Below are 19,740 nucleotides of genomic sequence, written 5' to 3'. Positions count from 1 at the left end.
TTATCTCCATCTACTGCATATAGATTATATCCTTAATATTAAATTCTTTTTCTGCAATTCCTAACCTTTGTGCAGGAGTGCCAATTCTATCCTTTGTTTTATAAGCAAAGCAAAAATTGTAATATGTTCGAAGGATGGTAAGAGCCATTTGAGCATACTTAGGATTGAAATTGGAATAGATATAACTTTTGCCATCGCCACGGGCAGTGGTCAATGGTCTTTCTAAGATGGATAATCTCCTTCGAATGTGTTGGATAAAGGTGTTGGTCGCATTATCATTAACTTCCAGAATAAGATTAGCAATATCTTTTGGTTCAATTGATGACAGATTGGTTGTGCAATCTACCCATCTAAATCCTCTGTCAATAGTCGCTAAAGGATGCTCAATTGGATTGTCCGCATATTCAAAATGGCTGGAAACCCCCGTGTTAATTTCTTTATGGAATTGATGGGTGTGGAGTAGTTCCTCTAGTTTCAGGAACGCTAATTTCCTCAGAGACTTTGTATCATACCCAGAATTTATTCCCCAATTAACCAAATCCACCCTCGCTTGAACAAACTCCTCACGGGCTTGTTTTCTCGATTTCGTTTTATCCGTTTGGCAGAGAAAGTGATGGGCATCCGACAAGCGGAATTCATTGGCGAATACTCAAAAAGGGAAGTCATCAAAGAATTGTCTTCATCGGTCACGAAACGCCATTCAGAAGCCTTTATAAGTTGTTTGATAAGCCAGAAATGAGCAATCGTTGTATAAGTCGAATTGACGTGCAATCCATCCATATATCTCGCCCTGCGTTCAATCTTCTCTAAATCCTTCCGATACTCAACTTCTGTTTGTGTATCATTTTTTGATGGCGACATTGGGTAATGGGAATACTTTGGAGTACGAGCGTGTTTCTTGGCAAATTCATTTAAATGGTCCTCTTTCATAAGAACGGTATCAAGAGCAATATCCCCCAACGAAATATCCCAATCATATGCCACATCACTGCGGAACACATATCTTGAAAAGACATCGGCAGTAACCACGACACTGGTTGGAAACTGGCTTTCCTCCACATCATCATATTCGCTGCCGCCCATTCCTTTTTTGCGAACATTGTTAAGGAAATAGGTCATCTTATCAGTGTTTAACCACATTTCTTTAAAGTGCATCGCTTGAAGTGGTTTGGTCTCGTGTCGTTCCAAAAACTCCAAACATCTCCGATAAACAAATTCTAATTTGTTATAATATGTCCCACGCCCAATCTCCAAGATTTCACAAGCTCTTGTAATTGGAACACGGCTTAATAACAGTTTCGTAAACAGTGGCAGAACATCACTTCTTTGTTGGTGATAAGTGATGGACTTTCTGCCGCTCGGCAAGACATTGGTGAACTTCTTGCACGATTTGCACTGCCATCGTTGCGATTTACCTGTGCTTTTCCCTTGTTTATAAAATCTTTTCGGTTCATTGAATGGGGTAGAGCATTCGGAATTGCATCCTTCCTTATGAAACTGATAATCAGGCTCCAAATCTTGAACACTGTTGATTTGGATTAACCGTTCGATTTCTTGAGAAATTGACCAATTGGATAGAGTAACTGTACGGCACCCCAATGTGGCTAACTTGTTTGAATTAATGGGGTCGGGATTGCAATGAATGGTTTTATCCGTACCAGAACCCGATAATTTGTATCGGCTCGGTTTCCCTTTAGTTGGGAATTTTTCTTGTGGAAGTCCGTGCTATTTACAATAAGGGTTGGAGCAATAGTTATATTGGATTTGATGGGTTTTTCCATTGAAATCAATCGGCATAAACAACAAATCTTTGTGTTTTGTTCCGAACTGCTTTGGAGTCAAAACATTATAATCTTTAGCTCTTTCCGATATTTCTTCTGAAGAAACAGGGGAAGGAATAAAAACTAGATTATCTTCTTTGGTCGCCAATCGTTTTAATTTAGACAATTTTATCAGTCTCCACTAAATCCTCAATTTCCAATTGCTTCACAATCCGCCGATTATTACGTCTGTTTTCAATCCATTTTATAAAATCTTTATCATCTAAAATATTGAGCAGCAACATATCAACGACTTCGCTTTCACTATACTCCGTATATTCTGCGTAGGTCTTGACGATAGCTCGCACTCGTTCGGATATAAGCCAATCTACGTTTTCTGCTTTGTTGTTTTTAGGCTTTATAAACTTCAATTCTTATCGTCCTCCGTATTCTAAAATTGTTCATACAATTAGTATGTCCAATTAGCACACATTTTAACACAGTAATTGGAGACTGTCTGCTGGTCAGAAGACTTCTACCAATTTATATGCTAATTTTTATACGAATTTAGATTATAAACTTAGTAAAATGCCTATATATAAACAAATAAAAGAACTCCAATTCATATATGAATTAGAGTCCTAATTATATTACATATTTAATTTTTCTACCTTAATACCGAACCCGTTAGACATTTTATCAGCCTTTTTTAATACCTATCGTTTGCCGTATTTAATGCTTGTTTTAAATTACCTTCTCTTTGAACGATTTCTTGTTCTGCCTGATTTCGTTTTTGCTTTCCTTCTTCTTGCATATGTAACGTCTCTTCTAATGAACTCATCAATTTATGCTGGGTTTCTTTTAATGATTCTATTTCCAACATTGCTGGACGATTTTCATTTGCGATTTTTGCCATCTCCTGCACATTGGTCTCAAGCCTATTTGCACTCATTTTTGTTTGCGATTCAATTGCATGACGTTGTCTTAATAAAGTTAAAGCAATAGAAACTTGATTTCGCCACAATGGAATCGATGTCATGATGGATGACTGAATTTTATCAATGACCGTGCGATTTGTATGCTGAATCAGTCGAATTTGTGGAGCTGTTTGTATTGTAATTTCTCTGCTTACTTTTAAATCATAAATCCGTTTTTCGAGTAATTCAGCGAAATGAATTATATCATTTACCTCTTGCAGTTTCATTCGGTCACCGGATTCCTCTGCCAGCTTTTTTTGTTCCGGAATAAGCCTTACCGTCATTTCCTCATATTTCATTTCCGCTGCTGCAATATATATGTTCAGATCTTGAAAATAATTTTTGTTGTTTTCATACAGTTGTTCTAGTAAATGAATGTCTGCAGTCAGTACATTTTTACTGCGCTCGAGACGCACACTCATGCGATCGATTTGAGCGCTAGCCTTCTGGTAATTAGAAAGGACTTCATGGACACTTTTTGAAGGCTTGCTAAATAGTCTTCGAAAAAATCCTTTCTTTTTGACACGTAAATCATCTGGATTTATTTCATTTAGCTTCTCCATTAATTCACCAACAATATTACCGACTTCTCCAACATCTTTTCGCTGTACGTGCTCAATCATCATATGAGAGAAGGACAGCAATTTCTTCTGGGCTTCTGCCCCGTAAGCAATCATTGATCGGTGATTGGTTGGATCAAGTTTGTTCGCAAGTTCATATGCCCGTTTTTGATTTTCAGGTGATAAAACATCAATAAGGCGAACAGTTTCTGCTGTTTCGCCTTTTTGAACGAACAAATTATTGCTTTCTCCTAAAGGATCAGAGAAATAATCATCTGTAATTATGTTCTTTTGCCGTCCATCTGTCATTTAGGTCGCCTGCTTTCATCTAACAACTCCGTGTCTTTCTCCTTATAAGAAGTATGCTTTACGACATCTAACTCAAAATGTAAATCATCAATATCATCTGACAGTATTTCATGAAGATCGTCTTCTAGCGTTCTTGAAAGTTGCTCCAATGTTCTTCTCGTATCATTTAACGTTGCCTGCAGTGCTCGGTTCTTTTTGGGCTGTGCTGATAATAGCGCATATTTCTCCGCAATTTCCACTAATGAATCTAAGTGAGAATAATAGAATTTTTCCGCTTTATAAAAACGGCGTGGTTCTTCCTTCGTTAATCGATAAATTTTCTTTGTTACACGCATTAAATCTATTCTTTGTTTAAAAGACGGAAAATGACGGATGGAAAATACATGTCGGTTTAACCGACCAATTTTCTCATTCGCTTCCTTCAATTGTGTTTGAATAAATTTATATTCTTTCCTTGATAATCCTTGCCTTGCTATTAATTGATGTTTGATTACTCCGTCTGAGATAACATAGGAAACACCAGTTGCCACGACTCCATATACAACGGAAAGGATGAAATATTGGTCAAACGCCACATAACTGATTAGCCATGTTAAAGCACCTACAGGAAAAGAAATGCCTGTTCGGACTAAAAACATTAAAAATGAGTTCACTATAATCGACTCCTGCCTTCGTATTCCTTTATTTTTTATACGTTTCATTTCATCATTTGTTTCAAAAATTCACATTTTATTTAATTCTATTTTAACGTAAGCAAGCTATTTCTTGCTATAGACTTTAAATGGAATATTGTCTACGACTAAAGACGTATTTTGTTGTGTTTCCTTTAAATTATGTGTATGTGGAAAAGCATAAAAAAATGATTTGATCCTTTTATTCTATCAAATCTAAGCACATGTTTCATGTTTTCTCTTTTATTTGGTTGAATGTGGAAAACGTAAAAAAAAAAAGCTCCGCAAATGTAAAATTAGTTTTAACATTTGCGGGCTCTTTCATTTTCACTTATCCAAGACGATTTACCAATTTAGGTTGTGGCTGCTTTTTCTCTTTTGGTTCTGGTTCCATAAATGGCGGCTTTATAATTAAAGTAATTACGAAAGAAATAACACATAAAACAGATATTACTGTAAAGGTTGCATGAAATCCTCCGAGTACTGCTGCGATCATAGAGCCGGCTAATGCTCCAAACCCAAAGCCTTGATAGATTATTCCATAGTTTTTGCTTTGATTTTTTAAGCCAAAGAAATCAGCAATGATGGCAGGGTATACGGTAATTACGCCTCCGAAACAGAACGCGATTGCTGCTACACAAGCAAAGAATAATGGGAAGCTTAATGGAACTACATTTAAAACAGTTACTGCTACAGCTGTTACGACTAATGTTCCAGAAACTACTTTTATTCGACCTACTTTATCAGATAACGCTCCAAGTATAATACGTCCGATTGTATTGAATATAGCAACTAAAGCAACGGCATTGGCAGCTGTCGCTACATCTAAATCTGCTAAGCTAACACCAATATCTTTTACAATTCCGATTAAATATAATCCACTCATACATGCAGTAAAGAAAATCACAAAGAGTAAATATGCTTGCTTTGTTTTTAGCATTTCTTTGACTGTATAATTCTTTTGCTCTGGCGCTAAAGAAGTTGTAGTTGTTTCTACTTCCCGTGCTTCTTTTAAAAGGAATGATCCGCCGACAACCATCGTTAAAGCGATAATTCCCCAAATTAAGAAGGCTGTTGAAACACCATAAGATGCGATTAAACTTGTATTTATATATTTAAACACTAAGCTACCGGTTCCATACGCTCCTACAGAAATACCTGATATTAGACCTTTCTTCTCAGGGAACCATTTAATTAAATTTGATAAAGAAGTAATATAAGCAGTCCCGTCTGCAAAACCAACACATACGCCTGCTATAAGATAAAGCATCGATAAAGATGATACTTGAGAAGTTAACATTAATCCCCCGCCAAGCATAATCCCAGCAAAGGCAATTAAGCGACGCAGACCCAATTTATCTTGAATTTTTCCGGCAAAAAGGGTTGCGAATGCTAGGGCAAAGCTGGTAATGGAAAAAGTGATTGCGGTTGCGCTCAAATCCCATCCAAATTTATCAACGAGGGGCTGATTGAATAAGCTCCACGTATAAATTGTCCCTAGCCCCATTTGAACAATAATTGTACCAATAACGATAAGAAGGCGATTTCCGTTTCGTTCTTTCATTCCGATCTCCTCTTTCTACACGGTTTATAAACTGTATTTTCTACTATAAAAGGTTGCTTATGCTTTCTATTTATAGTTAAATTATACCGCTTGAAAGACTTTTGAAACCGGTATCAGAATGAAATGCCCTTTATTCGGAATGAATGGTAATTACAGATGCATAATTTGTCGAAACTCTTTTGCTTTACTTCTACTAACAGGGATTTCTGCCTTTATGTCCTTTAATCTGACTAGATACGTATGATTAAACCATGGCACAATTTCATGGATTTTCGAGAGGTTCACCGTATAAGATCGATGACAGCGGAAAAAAGTATCCTGTGGCAACTTACTGTGAAAATCAGAGATACTCATTGGCATCATATATTCTTCTGATTTGGTATAAACTAATGTTACTTTTTCGCTTGCCTCTGCATAATAAATATCATTAACATCTGTTACAATAATATTTTCATTTTTACGCAAGTTAATACGGCGATTTACCTCTATTGTCACTTCTTCTGCCCCACCGGTGTCTTTTTGAAAAGCCGTTTCTAGTTTGGTAAGCATTGCCGCAATACGCTTTTCTTCATACGGCTTCAGAATATAATCGAATGCCTCTAATTCAAACGCCTGTGCTGCATGCTCTTTATAAGCTGTCGTAAAAATAATATAAGGCTTTTTCGCAAATTTACTAATATTGCTTGCCAAAAGCATTCCGTCTAAAGAAGGAATATTAATATCCAAGAAAATCGCATCGACTTCTTCTGCTTGTAAAAATTTAAGCACATCTAGGCCGTCCTCAAAAGAAGCAACAATCTCCATATTGCTATGTGTTTGAATTAAGTATTCTAATTCTTCTTTTGCTGGTATTTCATCCTCTACAATAATTGCTTTCATGCTATCTCCTTCGTTATATCAAAATAAACTTCCGTCCCTGGCTCTAATCTGCGAATGACTAAGCCTGTTCCATATGTTAATTTTACTCGTTGATGGACATTCGTTAAACCGATTTGTTTTGATGATACTTCATCTTTTGCTAAACGATTAATCACATCCTGAGCAATTCCTTCACCAGTGTCTCGTACACTTACTCTTACCGTTTCTCCTAAATCTTTGACTGATATTGTCACTACTCCCGGACCTTTTCGTTTTAAAATTCCGTGCACAACCGCATTTTCTACTAAAGGTTGAATAAGAAGACTTGGGAGCTTGATATGTGTATCATCTATCTCATAGTTCACTTGTAGTCGATTTCCAAATCGAGCCTTTTCAATTTGAATATAGTCTTTTACTTGTTTTAGGGCTAGCTGGATATCAATAAGCTCTTCCCCTACCTCTAAGTTGTAACGCATATAACCAGACAAATTAATAATCAATTCTCGAGCTTTTTCTGGATCACGACGAGTAGTCGATGCAATCGCGTTTAGCGCATTAAATAAGAAATGAGGATTGATTTTTGTTTGTAATGCTTTTAGTTCCGCCTTATTTGCTTCTTCTTTCATTTGCTCCACTCTCGATACTTCCATAAGCGTCGAGATAATTTGTGCCAACCCAATTGCCATTGTCTGCAATGTATAGGTAATCGTATAGGCTTTTCGGTAATAGATTTTCAAAGTACCGGTTACAACGCCTCTTTCTTCCAGCGGAATGACCAATAAACAATGAATCTGTGGGGTATGGTGATCAGCGATATTATTTCGAATTGTAATCTTACCACTTCGGACCGTTTCCTTCGTTAAGTCACTGATAATCTCTTGGCCAATCTTGTATTTTTCTTCTCCAAATCCAACATAGGCAAGAACATCCTTTGTATCGGTAATAGCTACTGCATCCGCCCGGATATCTTCTTTTATAATTGTACAAATCGTACGCAATGAATTGCCATTAATAGAACGAAAATAAGGTAATGTTTTATTAGCAATATTAAGGGCTAGCTGTGCCTGCTGTGCTGCGATTCTTTCCTTTTCTCCTTCTACACTAGCAATCATTAAGACAATTAACCCGATACTGCCTTGTCCTAAAATCATTGGTAAGGCAATTTTTGACACAATGTCTACCCCTAAATCGAAGGGGTCTGCCATAAGTAAAATCAGAATCATAGTTAACATTTCACATAGCATTCCAGCGACTATCCCATATATCCAACGACTATTCTTTTTCACTCGATAATGTATATAACCTGATACTATCCCTGCAAGAATACTTGTAATTAAACAGGGGACAGAGGTTACGCCGCCAATATCAATTAAGTAACGATGCACGCCTGATACAATTCCAGTCACAATTCCAACCCATGGACCAAAGAGGATACCGCCTGACATAATCGCAATTGTGCGGATATTCACAATAGAACCTTCTACTTGGATTCCAGAATAGGTACCAAATAAGGCGAAAGCACAAAATATCAGCGTGATTAATGTTAGTTCTGTTGGAGAGTGATGATCCTTTTGCAAGGTTTCTTTAAATTTCGGTACTCTCGTCATAAAAAATAAGGTTATCAGTAAAAGGGCAGCTCGTTCAAATAATTGAATGAGCATTTGTAATTCTAGGGAAGAGTCCATTTTTCTTCCTCCTTGTGTTTAAAAAGTCTTTGCTGTTTGTTTTTATAAGTAGTGACACACTTAGTTAATAAATCAAAAAAGAATCCTCTAGCCTGCTGACTTCTCCACTTTCCACATCGACAAAGTAATCACAGTCAAATTTTCCGCATAGTACCCACTTGTTATCGCCTGAATCAAACACATAGTAAGGCGTTAAAGTAAAATATGGCTTCAGTTTATTATAAGCCTCTTCTTTGCTCACTTTTATCTCTTTTTGTTCATCGTCCTTTGTGTCCATGATTTTATCCCATAAGTCCTTTTTGTCCATGTAGTTTATTACATTTCCTTCATTATCAAGGAATATAAGAATTTTTTCTGCAAAAAGGCTTTTGGAAGCAGCTTTCTCAAGATTGGCATGCAAATAGGAGTTTTCTCTATTTAAATATTTTAGCATCCATTTACCTGATTCATGTGGATACTTCATTTGCAAAAATTCGATTATTCCTTGCATACATTTCTCTACTTCCTCATCTGTTATGGGCAAAGAGTCTGGATGTGGTACCCTTGAATAGGCATCCTCGACACTTACTTCATCATCCCACTGTAAATACTTTCTTTCAAAATTATCTCTCTTTGTATTCTGCCACACTATTTCTTTGTTTACGATTTTGGGAATACCCTTATCTAGTATAAATGGAACTGTGCCTTTTTGATCGTTTCTTATAAATGTTTCTTCCACACCATAGACGATAATAGTACCATCATCTTGAGGGAATTTTGCTAAAACGACCTGCTCTCTTGCTATTGCCTCTATGGGTGATGATAACGATAGCGTATACTCTTCCTCTAAGTCTTTCCTTTTCGATAATACGCTTATATTTTGAGAATAAAACGTTAACTCTCCCTTTTCATTAAACTCTACTTCGATAGAAACAGAGGGAGATAAGGGCACTCCATTCCACTGCTCTTGAAAATATAGCTCTCGTTCTGCTCTTTTTTTGCAAATAAAATCTTTCTCTATCTTTAACCCTGTGAAATTAGCAAGCCACTCCTTTACCTCTTCCACATCTTTATTAGGAAAAACAATACCGTTTTTTGCATACGTCAATCCTTGGACAAAAATAGCGGAGTGGAACTCTTTCGTGTGTATATTTATATCAATGGAAGCTGTACCAGCTGGATTTTCCTCTTCATCTATCCAATTGGCATATTTATTAGGGAACCATTCCATATTTAAGAAATAGATCGTCTCGCCAGCCAGCATAAGACGTCGAAACAAACGATGTCTTCCTAAATAATAATCGGTTAGTCCCCATTGTTTTTTGGTTAAATCAACTAGCTCTTTTAGCCGTGCATCCATTCTATTCCTCCTCTATTTCACCACATCATTAATCGCTTCACACACATCATCTGCCAGCAGTCCATATGCCCCCTTTTTGGCTGCTGCTGCATCGCCTGCTAACCCATGAATATAAACCCCTAATCGAGCAGCTTCTACAACACTTAGCCCTTGTCCAAGTAAGCCAGCAATCACGCCTGTTAATACATCTCCTGTACCTCCCGTTGCCATGCCATCATTTCCAGATGTATTCACATAAGTGCCGCGGTTTCCTTCTGTGACGATTGTTCTTGCGTCCTTTAATACACAAGTTAACTTCTTTTCTTTCGCAAATCTTTCCGCTACCTCTATTATATTTTCTGCAATCTCGGAAATTGGTTTATCGGTGAGACGAGACATTTCTCCTATATGTGGAGTAAGAATGATATTTTGCTTATTGTGCTGTAATAGCCCAGGCTCTTTAGCAAGGATATTTATTGCATCTGCGTCGATCACGAGCGGAACTTCGCTAATCGAAAGTACCTTGCTTAACAAATAATGAGCTTCCTCCGATCCACCCATTCCAGGGCCAATGACAATCACACTCGCCCAATTAATTGCGTCCATTAACCAGTCTCCATCTAACTGCTTTTTTTGATATGTTGTGACAATGGCTTCTGGTAGCAAGCTTTGGATTATTTGCCGATTCTCCTCTGGTGTCACGATTCTTACTAAGCCGACTCCCATCCGATAAGCTGCTTTCGCAGAGAAATAAGCAGCTCCACTCATATTTTTTGAGCCAGCAATTACTAATATTTTTCCATATGTACCTTTATTCGAATAAGGGTTACGCTTAGGAATTTTAGCTAAATCCTCTATTGTATAAGAATATACTTTTGGAAATTCTTCTTCAAATCCTGCTTCTGTTATCCCAATGTCTTTAACCTTTACCATCCCGGCATAGGCTGCACCAGGATAGAGTACCAATCCTACTTTATTAAACGCGAACGTCACTGTTTTTGTCGCTTTTATGCCACATCCCATCACTTTTCCGTTATCCGCTGAAATACCAGATGGAACATCCACAGAGAGAACTTCTACATTCATTTGATTTATTTTGGTTATTACCTCCGCATACTTTCCTGATAACGGTCGTGACAATCCAATCCCAAACAAGGCATCTATAATGGTTGTATATTGATTTATCTCTATATCCTTTACCGACTTCACGCCATAATACTCTGCTATTTTCTTTTGCTGGTTGTTTTCCGGTGATCGTTTCTGTTCATTTCCTATAAATAAGATGTCTACCGCTATCTTTTGTAAATGGAGCAATCTTGCTACTGCATAGCCATCTGCTCCGTTATTGCCAGAACCACATACAATAAGCACCTTCGTTAAATCAAAAGATGCTAATTCCTCTATTACGGAAAGTGCTGCCCGTTCCATGAGAACCATTGAGGGCATTCCAATCTTTTCAATCGTAGTTAAATCACATCTTTTCATTTCCTCGCTATTTAGTAAATATTCCATCTATCCTCACACTCTCTAAAAATATTTTCTAAGCAACAACAGCGTTTCTTACTAAAATAGAATGTTTAATTACTTACCTTCTATTTTTTTTGATTTTTTCCTGCTCAATAAAAAAAGTATCCCCATTCGAAGGATACTTTCGGAACATTTTACTGTCTTTTTTTCGTCTTTTTATTATTTAATTTCTCTGCTGCTGTTAGGGGTTCATTGGCAAATTCATGATCATATTGACGAGCCGTATCATTCTGTACTGCTTGTTTCGCATTTTTATGTTTATTTTTTGTCATGATTATCACCTCCAACCTTTATTCTCTCTTGCTCCATTCGAAATATGTAAGCTGGAAGGTGAATTTTTTGTAACAAAAAAAAAAGAGACTTCTTTTATGCCCTATTTAGCACAAGAAGTCCCTTTCTGTTATTTGCCATGAGTAACTATTTTAACTTTTTGCTTAATCGTTGTACTAAATACATCGCCTTTTTTATAAGCGATACCTGTTGCTACGATTAGCAGAATACCTGTTACAATAAAAACAGATTGAGCAGGGAAAACGCCTCCGAGTAAGCCACCTAGCATTGGTCCAAACATCCCTCCTAGCTGAGTTGCTGTTTGGTTTAAACTAAAGGCTCTGCCACGGAAGTCTTCTGCTGTTGATTTCACAACTAACCCATTCAATGCTGGGAATACCGCACAGAAGAAGAGACCGTAAATAAAACGAGTAATCGAGAAGCCCCAAATATTACTGAAAATAATTTGGGCAAAGGTACCAAGCCCACCGCCTAATAATCCAATAAATAAAACGCGGTTAAATCCAACCTTGTCTGCCCACTTGCCCCAATATGGCGCCATTATGACACTTGCAATCCCAGGAAGAGAGAAGATAATTCCCGCTAATAAGGAAGCTTTATCCATCGAACCGCCAACCTCTAATATATAAAGAGGAAGAATTGGTTCAATCGTCATGATTGAGCACGAGGTGACAACCGTTAAAAGGAGTACGAGCATAAGTGGCCTATTCGCAAAGGCAATTCGCAAGTCATTTCGAACAGATCCTTTTTCTTTACTAGGAGAAAAATTATCCTCTTTTACCCAGAAAATGATTAAAAACGTAGCGATAAAAACAAGCAGGCCAGCACTCGCAAAAGAAAGTCGGTTACCGACTAATTGAGAAATCACTCCCCCAATTAATGGTCCCATAATCCCACCCGATGCTGACGCAGTGGAAATCATCGATAAAGCATAGCCTGTTTTATCTGAAGGGGTATTCGTTCCAATTAAGGCAATCGCCCCAGGAATAAAACCAGATAACAATCCTTGAAGAATACGAAGCACTAACAATTGATAAGGATTCGTAACAAATGCAGCTAACGTATAAACGACAAACAGCACAAATCCAGCGCGAATAATCATCGGTTTTCTTCCATATTTATCGGCAAGTCTGCCCCAAAATGGGGAAGCAAATGCTCCTGCAAAAAACGCTGCGCTAAACAGTACTCCAGACCAAATCTCTGTATTTTCATGAACATTTAACTCTAGAAGAAAAATTGGCAAAAAGGGAATTACCATGTTAAATGATGCGGAGGTAAAGAAAACTCCTATCCACAAAACAAGTAAATTCCGCTTCCAAATTTCCATTTAGTATCGCTCTCCTAAAACATCAGCAATCAATAACCAAGCCAATGAGATTTATTTCCTTCATCATAGCACATTACCATTTATTTTTATACCCGAAATTTTTATTTTCCGAATAAACTAGGTAATAAAAAAAGTTGAGAAACTTTCATTCGTTTCTCAACTTTTTTGCCTAATTGATTTTAAACTCTTTCACTAACCCGTCTAACTCTACTGCTAAATTAGATAATTCATGGGAACTATCTGCAAGCTCTTGCATAGAGCTGCTTGTTTGCTGAACAGATGCAGAAGTTTGTTCAATCCCTGCTGCTGCTTCTTCGGAAATCGCTGCGATATCTTCAATGGAACGATTCATCTCTTTACTTGTTTCCAAGATAGACGCTAGATTTTCCGAAACAACTTCGATGCTATTTGCCATATCATTTACCGCGTTTTTAATACCATCAAATGTTTCCCCGGTTGTTTTAATCTGATCTGTACCTTTTATGACTTCCTCATAACCACCTTGCAGGGACTCTGTAACCACACTAGATTCTTTTTGAATGCTGCCTACAATATTAGTAATATCTGTAACTGAGAAAGCAACTTGTTCTGCCAGCTTCCTTACTTCATCTGCAACTACTGCAAAGCCTCGTCCATGCTCCCCAGCTCGAGCTGCTTCAATAGCCGCATTTAATGCGAGTAAATTTGTTTGATCTGCAATGCCTTTGATAACGGAAACTAATTTAGATATTTCCTGAGACTGTGTATCCAAACCACGTACTTTATCTACTGCTTCTTTCATAATTTGATTAATTACATTCATTTGCGCAATAGAAGATTTCATTAATTGGCTTCCATCATTGGTCATTCCTAATACTTTATTAGATGATTGATAAATTAGCTCCCCTTGTGTATATGCATCCCCTATCGTGCCAGAAAAAGATTCCATTGATGCCGCTAAATCACTCGCCGTATTTGCTTGGTTTTCTGCTCCAGATGATAATTCCTGCATAGTAGTTGCTACTTGCTGACTACCTGCAGTCACCTCATTTGTCGATTGAGATAAGTTCTCGCTCTGCCTGTTAACGGTAATCGATACTTCCGAGATCTTTTGAATAACCATGCGGAGATTATTGCTCATTTTATTCATGGACTGAGCCAATTGACCAATTTCATCTTTGCCCTCATAGTTAACCTTCTCTGCCGTTAAATCACCTTTTGCGATCGTATCACTAACCTGAACGACTTTCTTTAGATTACGTGTAATTCTTCTGCTGATGATAATGATTAGAATGGTCCCAATAACAAGAGCTGTAATCATGGCAATAATTAAGGTTTTGGTAGCGACGGCTCCACTATCTACCGCATCATTTGCTGCCTCTGTCCGACTAGCTTGTACCAGTTCTTGCATTTTATTTAAAGCAGTAATTGTTCGATTACGAATAGTTGTATTAGTTAAGCTTAGAGAATTAACCGCCGATCGATCATTCGCTTCAATCGCAGGAATAATTTGCTCTAAGAATAAATCATTCATTTGTTTATCACGATCAACAATTTCATCAAACAACGCTTGTTCTTCTTCATTTCGAATATCTTTTTTAATTTCTGCTTCATATTCATTGAATTTAGTAATACTTACTTGATAATCGTCCACATATGTAGGGTTTTGATAATCGAGATAATTTAAAATACTAATACTTTTTTCCCGAGTAAGTGAACCCATTTCAGTAATTATTAGCGCTCTTTCATCCGTTTTATTTAATTGCTCAATACTGCCATTAATATGGATTAAACGCGTAGTTACTAAAACAGTAGTAATCGTTAAAAGTGCAAAAACAAGTAACAAGGTTATTCCATATTTCCAGCCAATTGTTACATTATTTAATTTGGTTAACCGATTATTAAGTCCTTTAAACTTACCAAGTTTTATTAGCTTTCCATTACTTAGCTTACTCAAAATAGATTGCTTCGATTTTTTTTCTTTCTTTAAACCAGTTATTTTTGTTTTTTTAAATTTAAGCTTCATTTTCGCCATCACAAGTTCTCCCCTTTGATGATTTAAGCCCCTCACTATTAAAGAGATTTCTGTCCTTCTATCCATCCACAACCGATTTAGAATATTCCGAAATAGTATTTTTCCGTTTATTTCCTCCTCCCTTTAAGAATAGTATTCTTTGCTTATCTGCCTCTATTTCATTCATCTATATTTGTTTACAACTAGTAAAATAGAATTAGATTATTAAAAAACAAGTTACTTTATTACTTTGTATGTATAATACTAAAGTAATTTACAGAATAATTCAATTTTATTTACAAATAATATATCGGACTTTTTGCTCTTTTGTTTATATTTAAACAATTTTTTATTATAACTTTATTGCTATTTTTCACTTTTCTTCCCAAAATAAAAACTGTGGTATCCTTCGATTAATCCAAAGTAACCACAGTCTAATATTTACTTTAACTTAGTTGTTATAAAGAAACCTTCCATCATTGAGGTTTTTCTGCCCGTTAAGAGTGGGATAAAAAGCGAACCATTAATTCCTCATCATAGTATTTCCCACTAATTTTTATCGCTTTTTGATCGATTCCATATGTTTCAAATCCAAATGAACGATATAACTTTTTAGCTGAGATATTATCAGAAACAACTGCGAGGTATAATTGTTCTATCCCTTGTAATGTATGTGCGTATTCGATTGCCGCTTGTAGTAATTGTTTCGCTACACCTTTTCCTCTATGTAAAGGTGTCACATAGACAGCATAGATATTAGCACGATGGCTCATCTTTTGCTTTGTTTCTCTCACTAAGGTAACGACACCTATTAGAGTATTTTCAAGAAATGCCCCAAATACATAAGCAGGATCTGTTAATCTGCTTTGTATTTGACTTAGCGGATAATCTTTTTCTTCCTCATAGCTAGAACCAAATGCTTCTGGATTTGTTTGCAATGCCTCTAATCTGAGGGCAAAATATGCTTCTGCATCATGGTGGTGTAATTGCCTGATTTCCATTTGCATCTCTCCCTATCTGTGTGAAACTCTCTTTCGTAATCATTGGTGCTACTTCTTTTGATTGTATGCTTTGCTTTTTCTTTCGAAAGCTTGGCAGCTTAAAAATAACTCCTACCTTTACTTGTTGAACCTCTTTCACTCCTTGAACAATTAGCTGCATGGCAAATATTGCGAAAATAAATGGCACAAGAATATATAAGTACCAGTATTGTCCAGAGCCAATTGCTCCTCTGCCGACCTGTCCGATTAACCCTGACCATTCATAGGTAGAGGATTGTGGAGGATCAGCAAACATTGGATCCATCGATAATTTTGTTCCTCCAAAGAAATAATCAAAAATACCCAAATGCATAAAAATTAATAACACTTGAATAAATTGTTGTCCAAATAAAATGGTAAGCCTTGGACCTAAATGCGGAAGTATATGTCGAGTGAAAATTTGAAATTTCCCACCGCCCATTACTTTCGCACTTGCAATAAATTCATAATCAGACACACGATTGATTTCTTTCCCTAATAATACAGTAGTCAATGGAACCACCAACAGAGTCAAAATCATCGTTTCTAAAAAGACTCTTTCCCAAAAGGAATAGCTGAATCCGTCAAAACCTGGTAAAAGAATCGGACTTAATAAAATATAAGCAATCAAGCTTAATGGCATAAAATGAATCGAATCTACCATCTTTGCTACCCATTGCTGTGCTGGCTGTTTCAAGTAAAAAGAGTAAATTACTGCAAGTAATAATCCAACAACTACACGAAAGCACGCGATAAGTAGCGCGAAAAACAACGTATACTTGGCACCAATCACAATTTGATCAAACAGACTGTAACCTAATCTATCGGATCCAAAGAAGAAAGGTTCCGTTGGGGCAAATGGCATGGCAGAAATTAGTGTCACTCCATCTTCTGCATAAAATAACCGCATCTGATCAACATGGTTATCGGTCGTTACCGAATAAATAATGCTATAACCAATAACGACAATAAAGAACAGACTACCTATAGCAAATTTCCAATTTTTCATATGTAAAGCAAACGTTTTTCCCATCCAAGTTAGTGGGCGAATCAAGGAGAGCTTATCCCAACTAAAACTTCGCACCCCATCCCTTAGATTAATACCAAATACCTTAGACGATAACAAAAAGTTTGAAAAACTCATTTTCTGTTTCCACGAATCCTTTTTCACTTCTCGGGCCTTTTCTTGCTCTTCCTGTATCCATATCTCTACTACTTGGAAAAGAATAAAAAATGGCGTAAATATAAGCAGCAAAGATACAGCAATTGTCATTGGTGTAAAGTTCTCTACAAGAAAATAGGTAAATCCATGAACATTAAACAGGCGTTCGATTATAAATTGGCTAGATAACAATCCCCAAATAATAATTTTCATATGATGAAAGGATACTGGGATAATATTACGAAGAATATGTTTCCATAGGATTGGAAAATTGCGAATTCCTTTACTTCTTGCAAATGTTACATAAACCTTCAAATACTCCTCTTCCATCATCAATATAAGAATTTTGAATAACGAAATAGCAGGAAGAATGGCAAGTGTGATAATTGGACCAGCATATGCCTTTTCTGAATAACTAGCCACCGCAAAAATCTCGATACCCGTTTGAGCAAAGATAAAGATTACTAATGCTTGCAGAAGTGTTGCAATAATAATATCTGGAACCGACTCAATTAAATCTAGGAATCTCTTTATTGGCTGTAAAAGAAACTTCGGTAGAAAAAAAGATAATATTGATAAAACAAAAGCAACAAAGCATCCGAGAAGAATGGCACCAAAAAGAATTTCCATCGAATAAATAAAAGCTGGCCAGAGCACATCCAAAATCGGCTTTTTATCTACACCATTTAAGGAATAAACCCATTCTTCCTTCTGAAAAAATTCCTTTGATAAAAAGGAGAGGAGTGTGGAGAAATACCCCTCTCCCTCTGGTAAATCCCTCATTCGAAAGTATTTTGGAAAAACACTTAAAGCCAGTATGGCAATAGTGCCAAGTAAATAATAGATGATAATTTTCACAAATTTTCTCATAGATCCCCTTTCCTTCCTCTAACCACTATCTAAATATTTATACTATTCAAATTATATGGATATATCGATTGCTAATCAACCTATTTTTTCCATATAGGGGAATAAGACATTTTTCTTGCCCGTATGGATGGATGGATAAAGCTGAATAGAGTGGAGAAAGAAAAGAAAGCTGTGCTGAATGCTAGGAAAATATGAGTTTATTCTATCTAAATCTCCTGAATGCTTTGTGTGAATTATCATTTATTAGCTCAATCTCTCTGTGATTTCAGCAATCTTTTCTTTTTTCAGCCAAACCTACTCGTTTTTCAGCCAATCTTTTCTTTTTTCAGCCAAACCTACTCACTTATCAGCCAATCTTTTCTTTTTTCAGCCAAACCTACTCACTTATCAGCCAATCTTTTCTTTTTTCAGCCAAACCTACTCGTTTGTCAGCCAATCTTTTCTTTTTTCAGCCAAACCTACTCGTTTGTCAGCCAATCTTTTCTTTTTTCAGCCAAACCCACTCGTTTTTCAGCCAATCTTTTCTTTTTTCAGCCAAACTCACTCGTTTATCAGCCAAACTTTTCTTTTTTCAGCCAAACCTACTCGTTTATCAGCCAAACCATCTTTACTTCTCCTGCCCAACTAATCTTTTCTGCAAGAAGTATTGTTTAACACCTGCTGGGAAGTTATCTAATTTACCGAACACTTCGTAGCCATCATTGCTGGATAACCTCCATTACTTCTCCCTCCTAACCTCGCTTATTTTTCCCGATAAGACTCCAAACATTTCTCGCACTATTTCTGTCGGAATGTCTTTATAGGCATCACCAAGGCTAATTTCAAAAGCGGAGGCATTTTCATTAATTACATTTATATAGCCACTTATCCCGATTCCCGTCATTTTTTGAACAGCTGTTAGGATAGCCTCTGCTTCTGCCTTTTCCAATTCAAAATGAACGTGGAACATATTAGAAACTGGCACAATTGGAAGGGTGTGGATTCCTTCGCACTCATTAAAAAATGCTGCCAATTCTTTAGCAGATTCATAGTATTCAGCCATTTTAGAAGCTCGTTTTTCGTAATAATAATCAGCAGACAGAATATATGGATACAAACTGATTAAATCACCACCATATCTTCGTTTCCATACCTTTGATTGACTAGTAAACTCTCTGCTTCCCGCTAATATTGCCCCAGCGATACCGCCAATTCCTTTATAAAATGACATATAGACACTATCAAACAAAGCACTTACTTCTGCTGCTGTTTTTTGATAGAAGGGCAGTACCTCCAATAATCTTGCTCCATCAAGATGAAGTTTAATTCCTTGTTCTTTGCAATAAGAAGAAATTTGTACTAGTGTTTCAAAGCTTGGCAATTGCCCGCCAATTTCTCGTTGTGGCAATTCTAACAGTACACAGGCAACTCCATTCTCCATCTCCTTAATATCTTCTAATTCTATTACTCTTGTTTCATCAGCTAATAAGATTGTTTCTATTTTATGAAGCTTCTTTAATCCGTCTTGCTCATGTATTTCCAAATGACTTAATGGGTGATAGGCGACTTTCCCTAAATCTTTTTCATCACACCATATTCGGAGGGCGATTTGCTGGGCCATTGTCCCACTTGGAAAAAAGACTGCTGTTTCTTTGCCTAAAAGCTTAGCCATCTTTTCCTGAAAATCTTCTATTATTTTTCCTTGTCCATAAATATCGCTTTCCACATTTTCGTCTATTTCTTGTAATGCTTCTTTTAATACTTGGACATTTCTTTTACCATGATTACCTAGTTTATAATTTGTTTTGTTATAGGATTCTCTTAATGTATTTGCCATTCCTTTTCCCCCACTCTTGCTCAGAATATTTCG

At 36.6% G+C, this 19,740-nt stretch carries 18 protein-coding genes; 1 reads left to right on the top strand and 17 read right to left on the bottom strand.

The window, feature by feature from the left end; genetic code table 11:
• Window positions 1–10: 10 nt before the first annotated feature.
• From HHU08_RS25010 to HHU08_RS05160, 16 genes are all read right to left on the bottom strand, one after another.
• Entirely contained in the window at window positions 11–544 is a 534-nt protein-coding gene (locus HHU08_RS25010) for a hypothetical protein (protein ID WP_235678803.1), read from the bottom strand.
• Window positions 520–1,599: a hypothetical protein gene (locus tag HHU08_RS25005; RefSeq protein WP_235678802.1), complete on the bottom strand. Its 1,080-nt coding sequence runs from the start codon at window positions 1,597–1,599 to the stop codon at window positions 520–522. The genes HHU08_RS25010 and HHU08_RS25005 overlap by 25 nt, the downstream gene beginning before the upstream one ends.
• A gap of 126 nt (window positions 1,600–1,725) precedes the next feature.
• On the bottom strand, window positions 1,726–1,947 hold the full coding sequence (locus HHU08_RS25000) for a hypothetical protein (protein ID WP_235678801.1): 222 nt from the start codon (window positions 1,945–1,947) through the stop codon (window positions 1,726–1,728).
• Window positions 1,940–2,191, bottom strand: a complete 252-nt coding sequence (locus tag HHU08_RS05220; RefSeq protein WP_169187968.1) for a hypothetical protein — start codon at window positions 2,189–2,191, stop codon at window positions 1,940–1,942. Before HHU08_RS05220 ends, HHU08_RS25000 begins: the two co-directional genes overlap by 8 nt.
• Window positions 2,192–2,469: 278 nt before the next feature.
• Window positions 2,470–3,606, bottom strand: a complete 1,137-nt coding sequence (locus HHU08_RS05215; protein ID WP_169187967.1) for a toxic anion resistance protein — start codon at window positions 3,604–3,606, stop codon at window positions 2,470–2,472.
• A complete protein-coding gene (locus HHU08_RS05210) occupies window positions 3,603–4,259 on the bottom strand; it encodes a 5-bromo-4-chloroindolyl phosphate hydrolysis family protein (RefSeq protein WP_016202742.1) in 657 nt (218 codons plus the stop codon). Before HHU08_RS05210 ends, HHU08_RS05215 begins: the two co-directional genes overlap by 4 nt.
• Before the next feature lie 349 nt (window positions 4,260–4,608).
• The gene (locus HHU08_RS05205) at window positions 4,609–5,841 is read right to left on the bottom strand and encodes an L-lactate MFS transporter (protein ID WP_169187966.1); all 1,233 of its coding nucleotides are present in this window, start codon (window positions 5,839–5,841) and stop codon (window positions 4,609–4,611) included.
• A 150-nt stretch (window positions 5,842–5,991) separates the two neighbouring features.
• The gene (locus HHU08_RS05200; RefSeq protein ID WP_101729605.1) at window positions 5,992–6,720 is read right to left on the bottom strand and encodes a LytR/AlgR family response regulator transcription factor; all 729 of its coding nucleotides are present in this window, start codon (window positions 6,718–6,720) and stop codon (window positions 5,992–5,994) included.
• Complete coding sequence (locus HHU08_RS05195) at window positions 6,717–8,384, bottom strand: sensor histidine kinase (RefSeq protein WP_205835575.1); 1,668 nt, start codon at window positions 8,382–8,384, stop codon at window positions 6,717–6,719. Before HHU08_RS05195 ends, HHU08_RS05200 begins: the two co-directional genes overlap by 4 nt.
• 64 nt (window positions 8,385–8,448) lie before the next feature.
• A complete protein-coding gene (locus HHU08_RS05190) occupies window positions 8,449–9,723 on the bottom strand; it encodes a hypothetical protein (protein WP_169187965.1) in 1,275 nt (424 codons plus the stop codon).
• Between the two features lie 12 nt (window positions 9,724–9,735).
• Window positions 9,736–11,214 carry an NAD(P)H-hydrate dehydratase gene (locus tag HHU08_RS05185; RefSeq protein WP_169187964.1) on the bottom strand — a complete coding sequence of 493 codons (1,479 nt, stop codon included), beginning with the start codon at window positions 11,212–11,214 and terminating at the stop codon, window positions 9,736–9,738.
• Between the two features lie 149 nt (window positions 11,215–11,363).
• Complete coding sequence (gene sspO / locus HHU08_RS05180) at window positions 11,364–11,501, bottom strand: small acid-soluble spore protein O (RefSeq protein WP_016202736.1); 138 nt, start codon at window positions 11,499–11,501, stop codon at window positions 11,364–11,366.
• Window positions 11,502–11,629: 128 nt separating this feature from the next.
• Entirely contained in the window at window positions 11,630–12,847 is a 1,218-nt protein-coding gene (locus tag HHU08_RS05175) for an MFS transporter (RefSeq protein WP_169187963.1), read from the bottom strand.
• 169 nt (window positions 12,848–13,016) lie between these two features.
• Window positions 13,017–14,861, bottom strand: a complete 1,845-nt coding sequence (locus HHU08_RS05170) for a methyl-accepting chemotaxis protein (protein ID WP_169187962.1) — start codon at window positions 14,859–14,861, stop codon at window positions 13,017–13,019.
• Between the two features lie 476 nt (window positions 14,862–15,337).
• The gene (locus HHU08_RS05165; protein WP_169187961.1) at window positions 15,338–15,841 is read right to left on the bottom strand and encodes a GNAT family N-acetyltransferase; all 504 of its coding nucleotides are present in this window, start codon (window positions 15,839–15,841) and stop codon (window positions 15,338–15,340) included.
• Window positions 15,813–17,891: an ABC transporter permease subunit gene (locus tag HHU08_RS05160; RefSeq protein WP_169187960.1), complete on the bottom strand. Its 2,079-nt coding sequence runs from the start codon at window positions 17,889–17,891 to the stop codon at window positions 15,813–15,815. Before HHU08_RS05160 ends, HHU08_RS05165 begins: the two co-directional genes overlap by 29 nt.
• A gap of 228 nt (window positions 17,892–18,119) precedes the next feature.
• Between HHU08_RS05160 and HHU08_RS05155 the strand changes: the two genes are divergently transcribed.
• On the top strand, window positions 18,120–18,545 hold the full coding sequence (locus tag HHU08_RS05155; RefSeq protein WP_205835574.1) for a hypothetical protein: 426 nt from the start codon (window positions 18,120–18,122) through the stop codon (window positions 18,543–18,545).
• A gap of 64 nt (window positions 18,546–18,609) precedes the next feature.
• On the opposite strand, the gene HHU08_RS05150 is transcribed toward HHU08_RS05155, so the two are convergent.
• Window positions 18,610–19,707 carry a threonine aldolase family protein gene (locus tag HHU08_RS05150; protein ID WP_169187958.1) on the bottom strand — a complete coding sequence of 366 codons (1,098 nt, stop codon included), beginning with the start codon at window positions 19,705–19,707 and terminating at the stop codon, window positions 18,610–18,612.
• Window positions 19,708–19,740 lie beyond the last annotated feature (33 nt).

Origin of the sequence: Niallia alba (genome assembly GCF_012933555.1) — a bacterium.
Classification (GTDB): Bacteria; Bacillota; Bacilli; order Bacillales; family Cytobacillaceae; genus Niallia; species Niallia alba.
This window is presented reverse-complemented; position numbering and strand designations above follow the sequence as displayed.

Excerpts from the sequence above, each read along its gene's own strand:
- HHU08_RS05215 (WP_169187967.1), bottom strand. The coding sequence starts at position 3,606 with ATGACAGATGGACGGCAAAAGAACATAATTACAGATGATTATTTCTCT.
- HHU08_RS05205 (WP_169187966.1), bottom strand. The coding sequence starts at position 5,841 with ATGAAAGAACGAAACGGAAATCGCCTTCTTATCGTTATTGGTACAATT.
- HHU08_RS05200 (WP_101729605.1), bottom strand. The coding sequence starts at position 6,720 with ATGAAAGCAATTATTGTAGAGGATGAAATACCAGCAAAAGAAGAATTA.
- HHU08_RS05195 (WP_205835575.1), bottom strand. The coding sequence starts at position 8,384 with ATGGACTCTTCCCTAGAATTACAAATGCTCATTCAATTATTTGAACGA.
- HHU08_RS05190 (WP_169187965.1), bottom strand. The coding sequence starts at position 9,723 with ATGGATGCACGGCTAAAAGAGCTAGTTGATTTAACCAAAAAACAATGG.
- HHU08_RS05185 (WP_169187964.1), bottom strand. The coding sequence starts at position 11,214 with ATGGAATATTTACTAAATAGCGAGGAAATGAAAAGATGTGATTTAACT.
- sspO (WP_016202736.1), bottom strand. The coding sequence starts at position 11,501 with ATGACAAAAAATAAACATAAAAATGCGAAACAAGCAGTACAGAATGAT.
- HHU08_RS05175 (WP_169187963.1), bottom strand. The coding sequence starts at position 12,847 with ATGGAAATTTGGAAGCGGAATTTACTTGTTTTGTGGATAGGAGTTTTC.
- HHU08_RS05170 (WP_169187962.1), bottom strand. The coding sequence starts at position 14,861 with ATGGCGAAAATGAAGCTTAAATTTAAAAAAACAAAAATAACTGGTTTA.
- HHU08_RS05165 (WP_169187961.1), bottom strand. The coding sequence starts at position 15,841 with ATGGAAATCAGGCAATTACACCACCATGATGCAGAAGCATATTTTGCC.
- HHU08_RS05160 (WP_169187960.1), bottom strand. The coding sequence starts at position 17,891 with ATGAGAAAATTTGTGAAAATTATCATCTATTATTTACTTGGCACTATT.
- HHU08_RS05150 (WP_169187958.1), bottom strand. The coding sequence starts at position 19,707 with ATGGCAAATACATTAAGAGAATCCTATAACAAAACAAATTATAAACTA.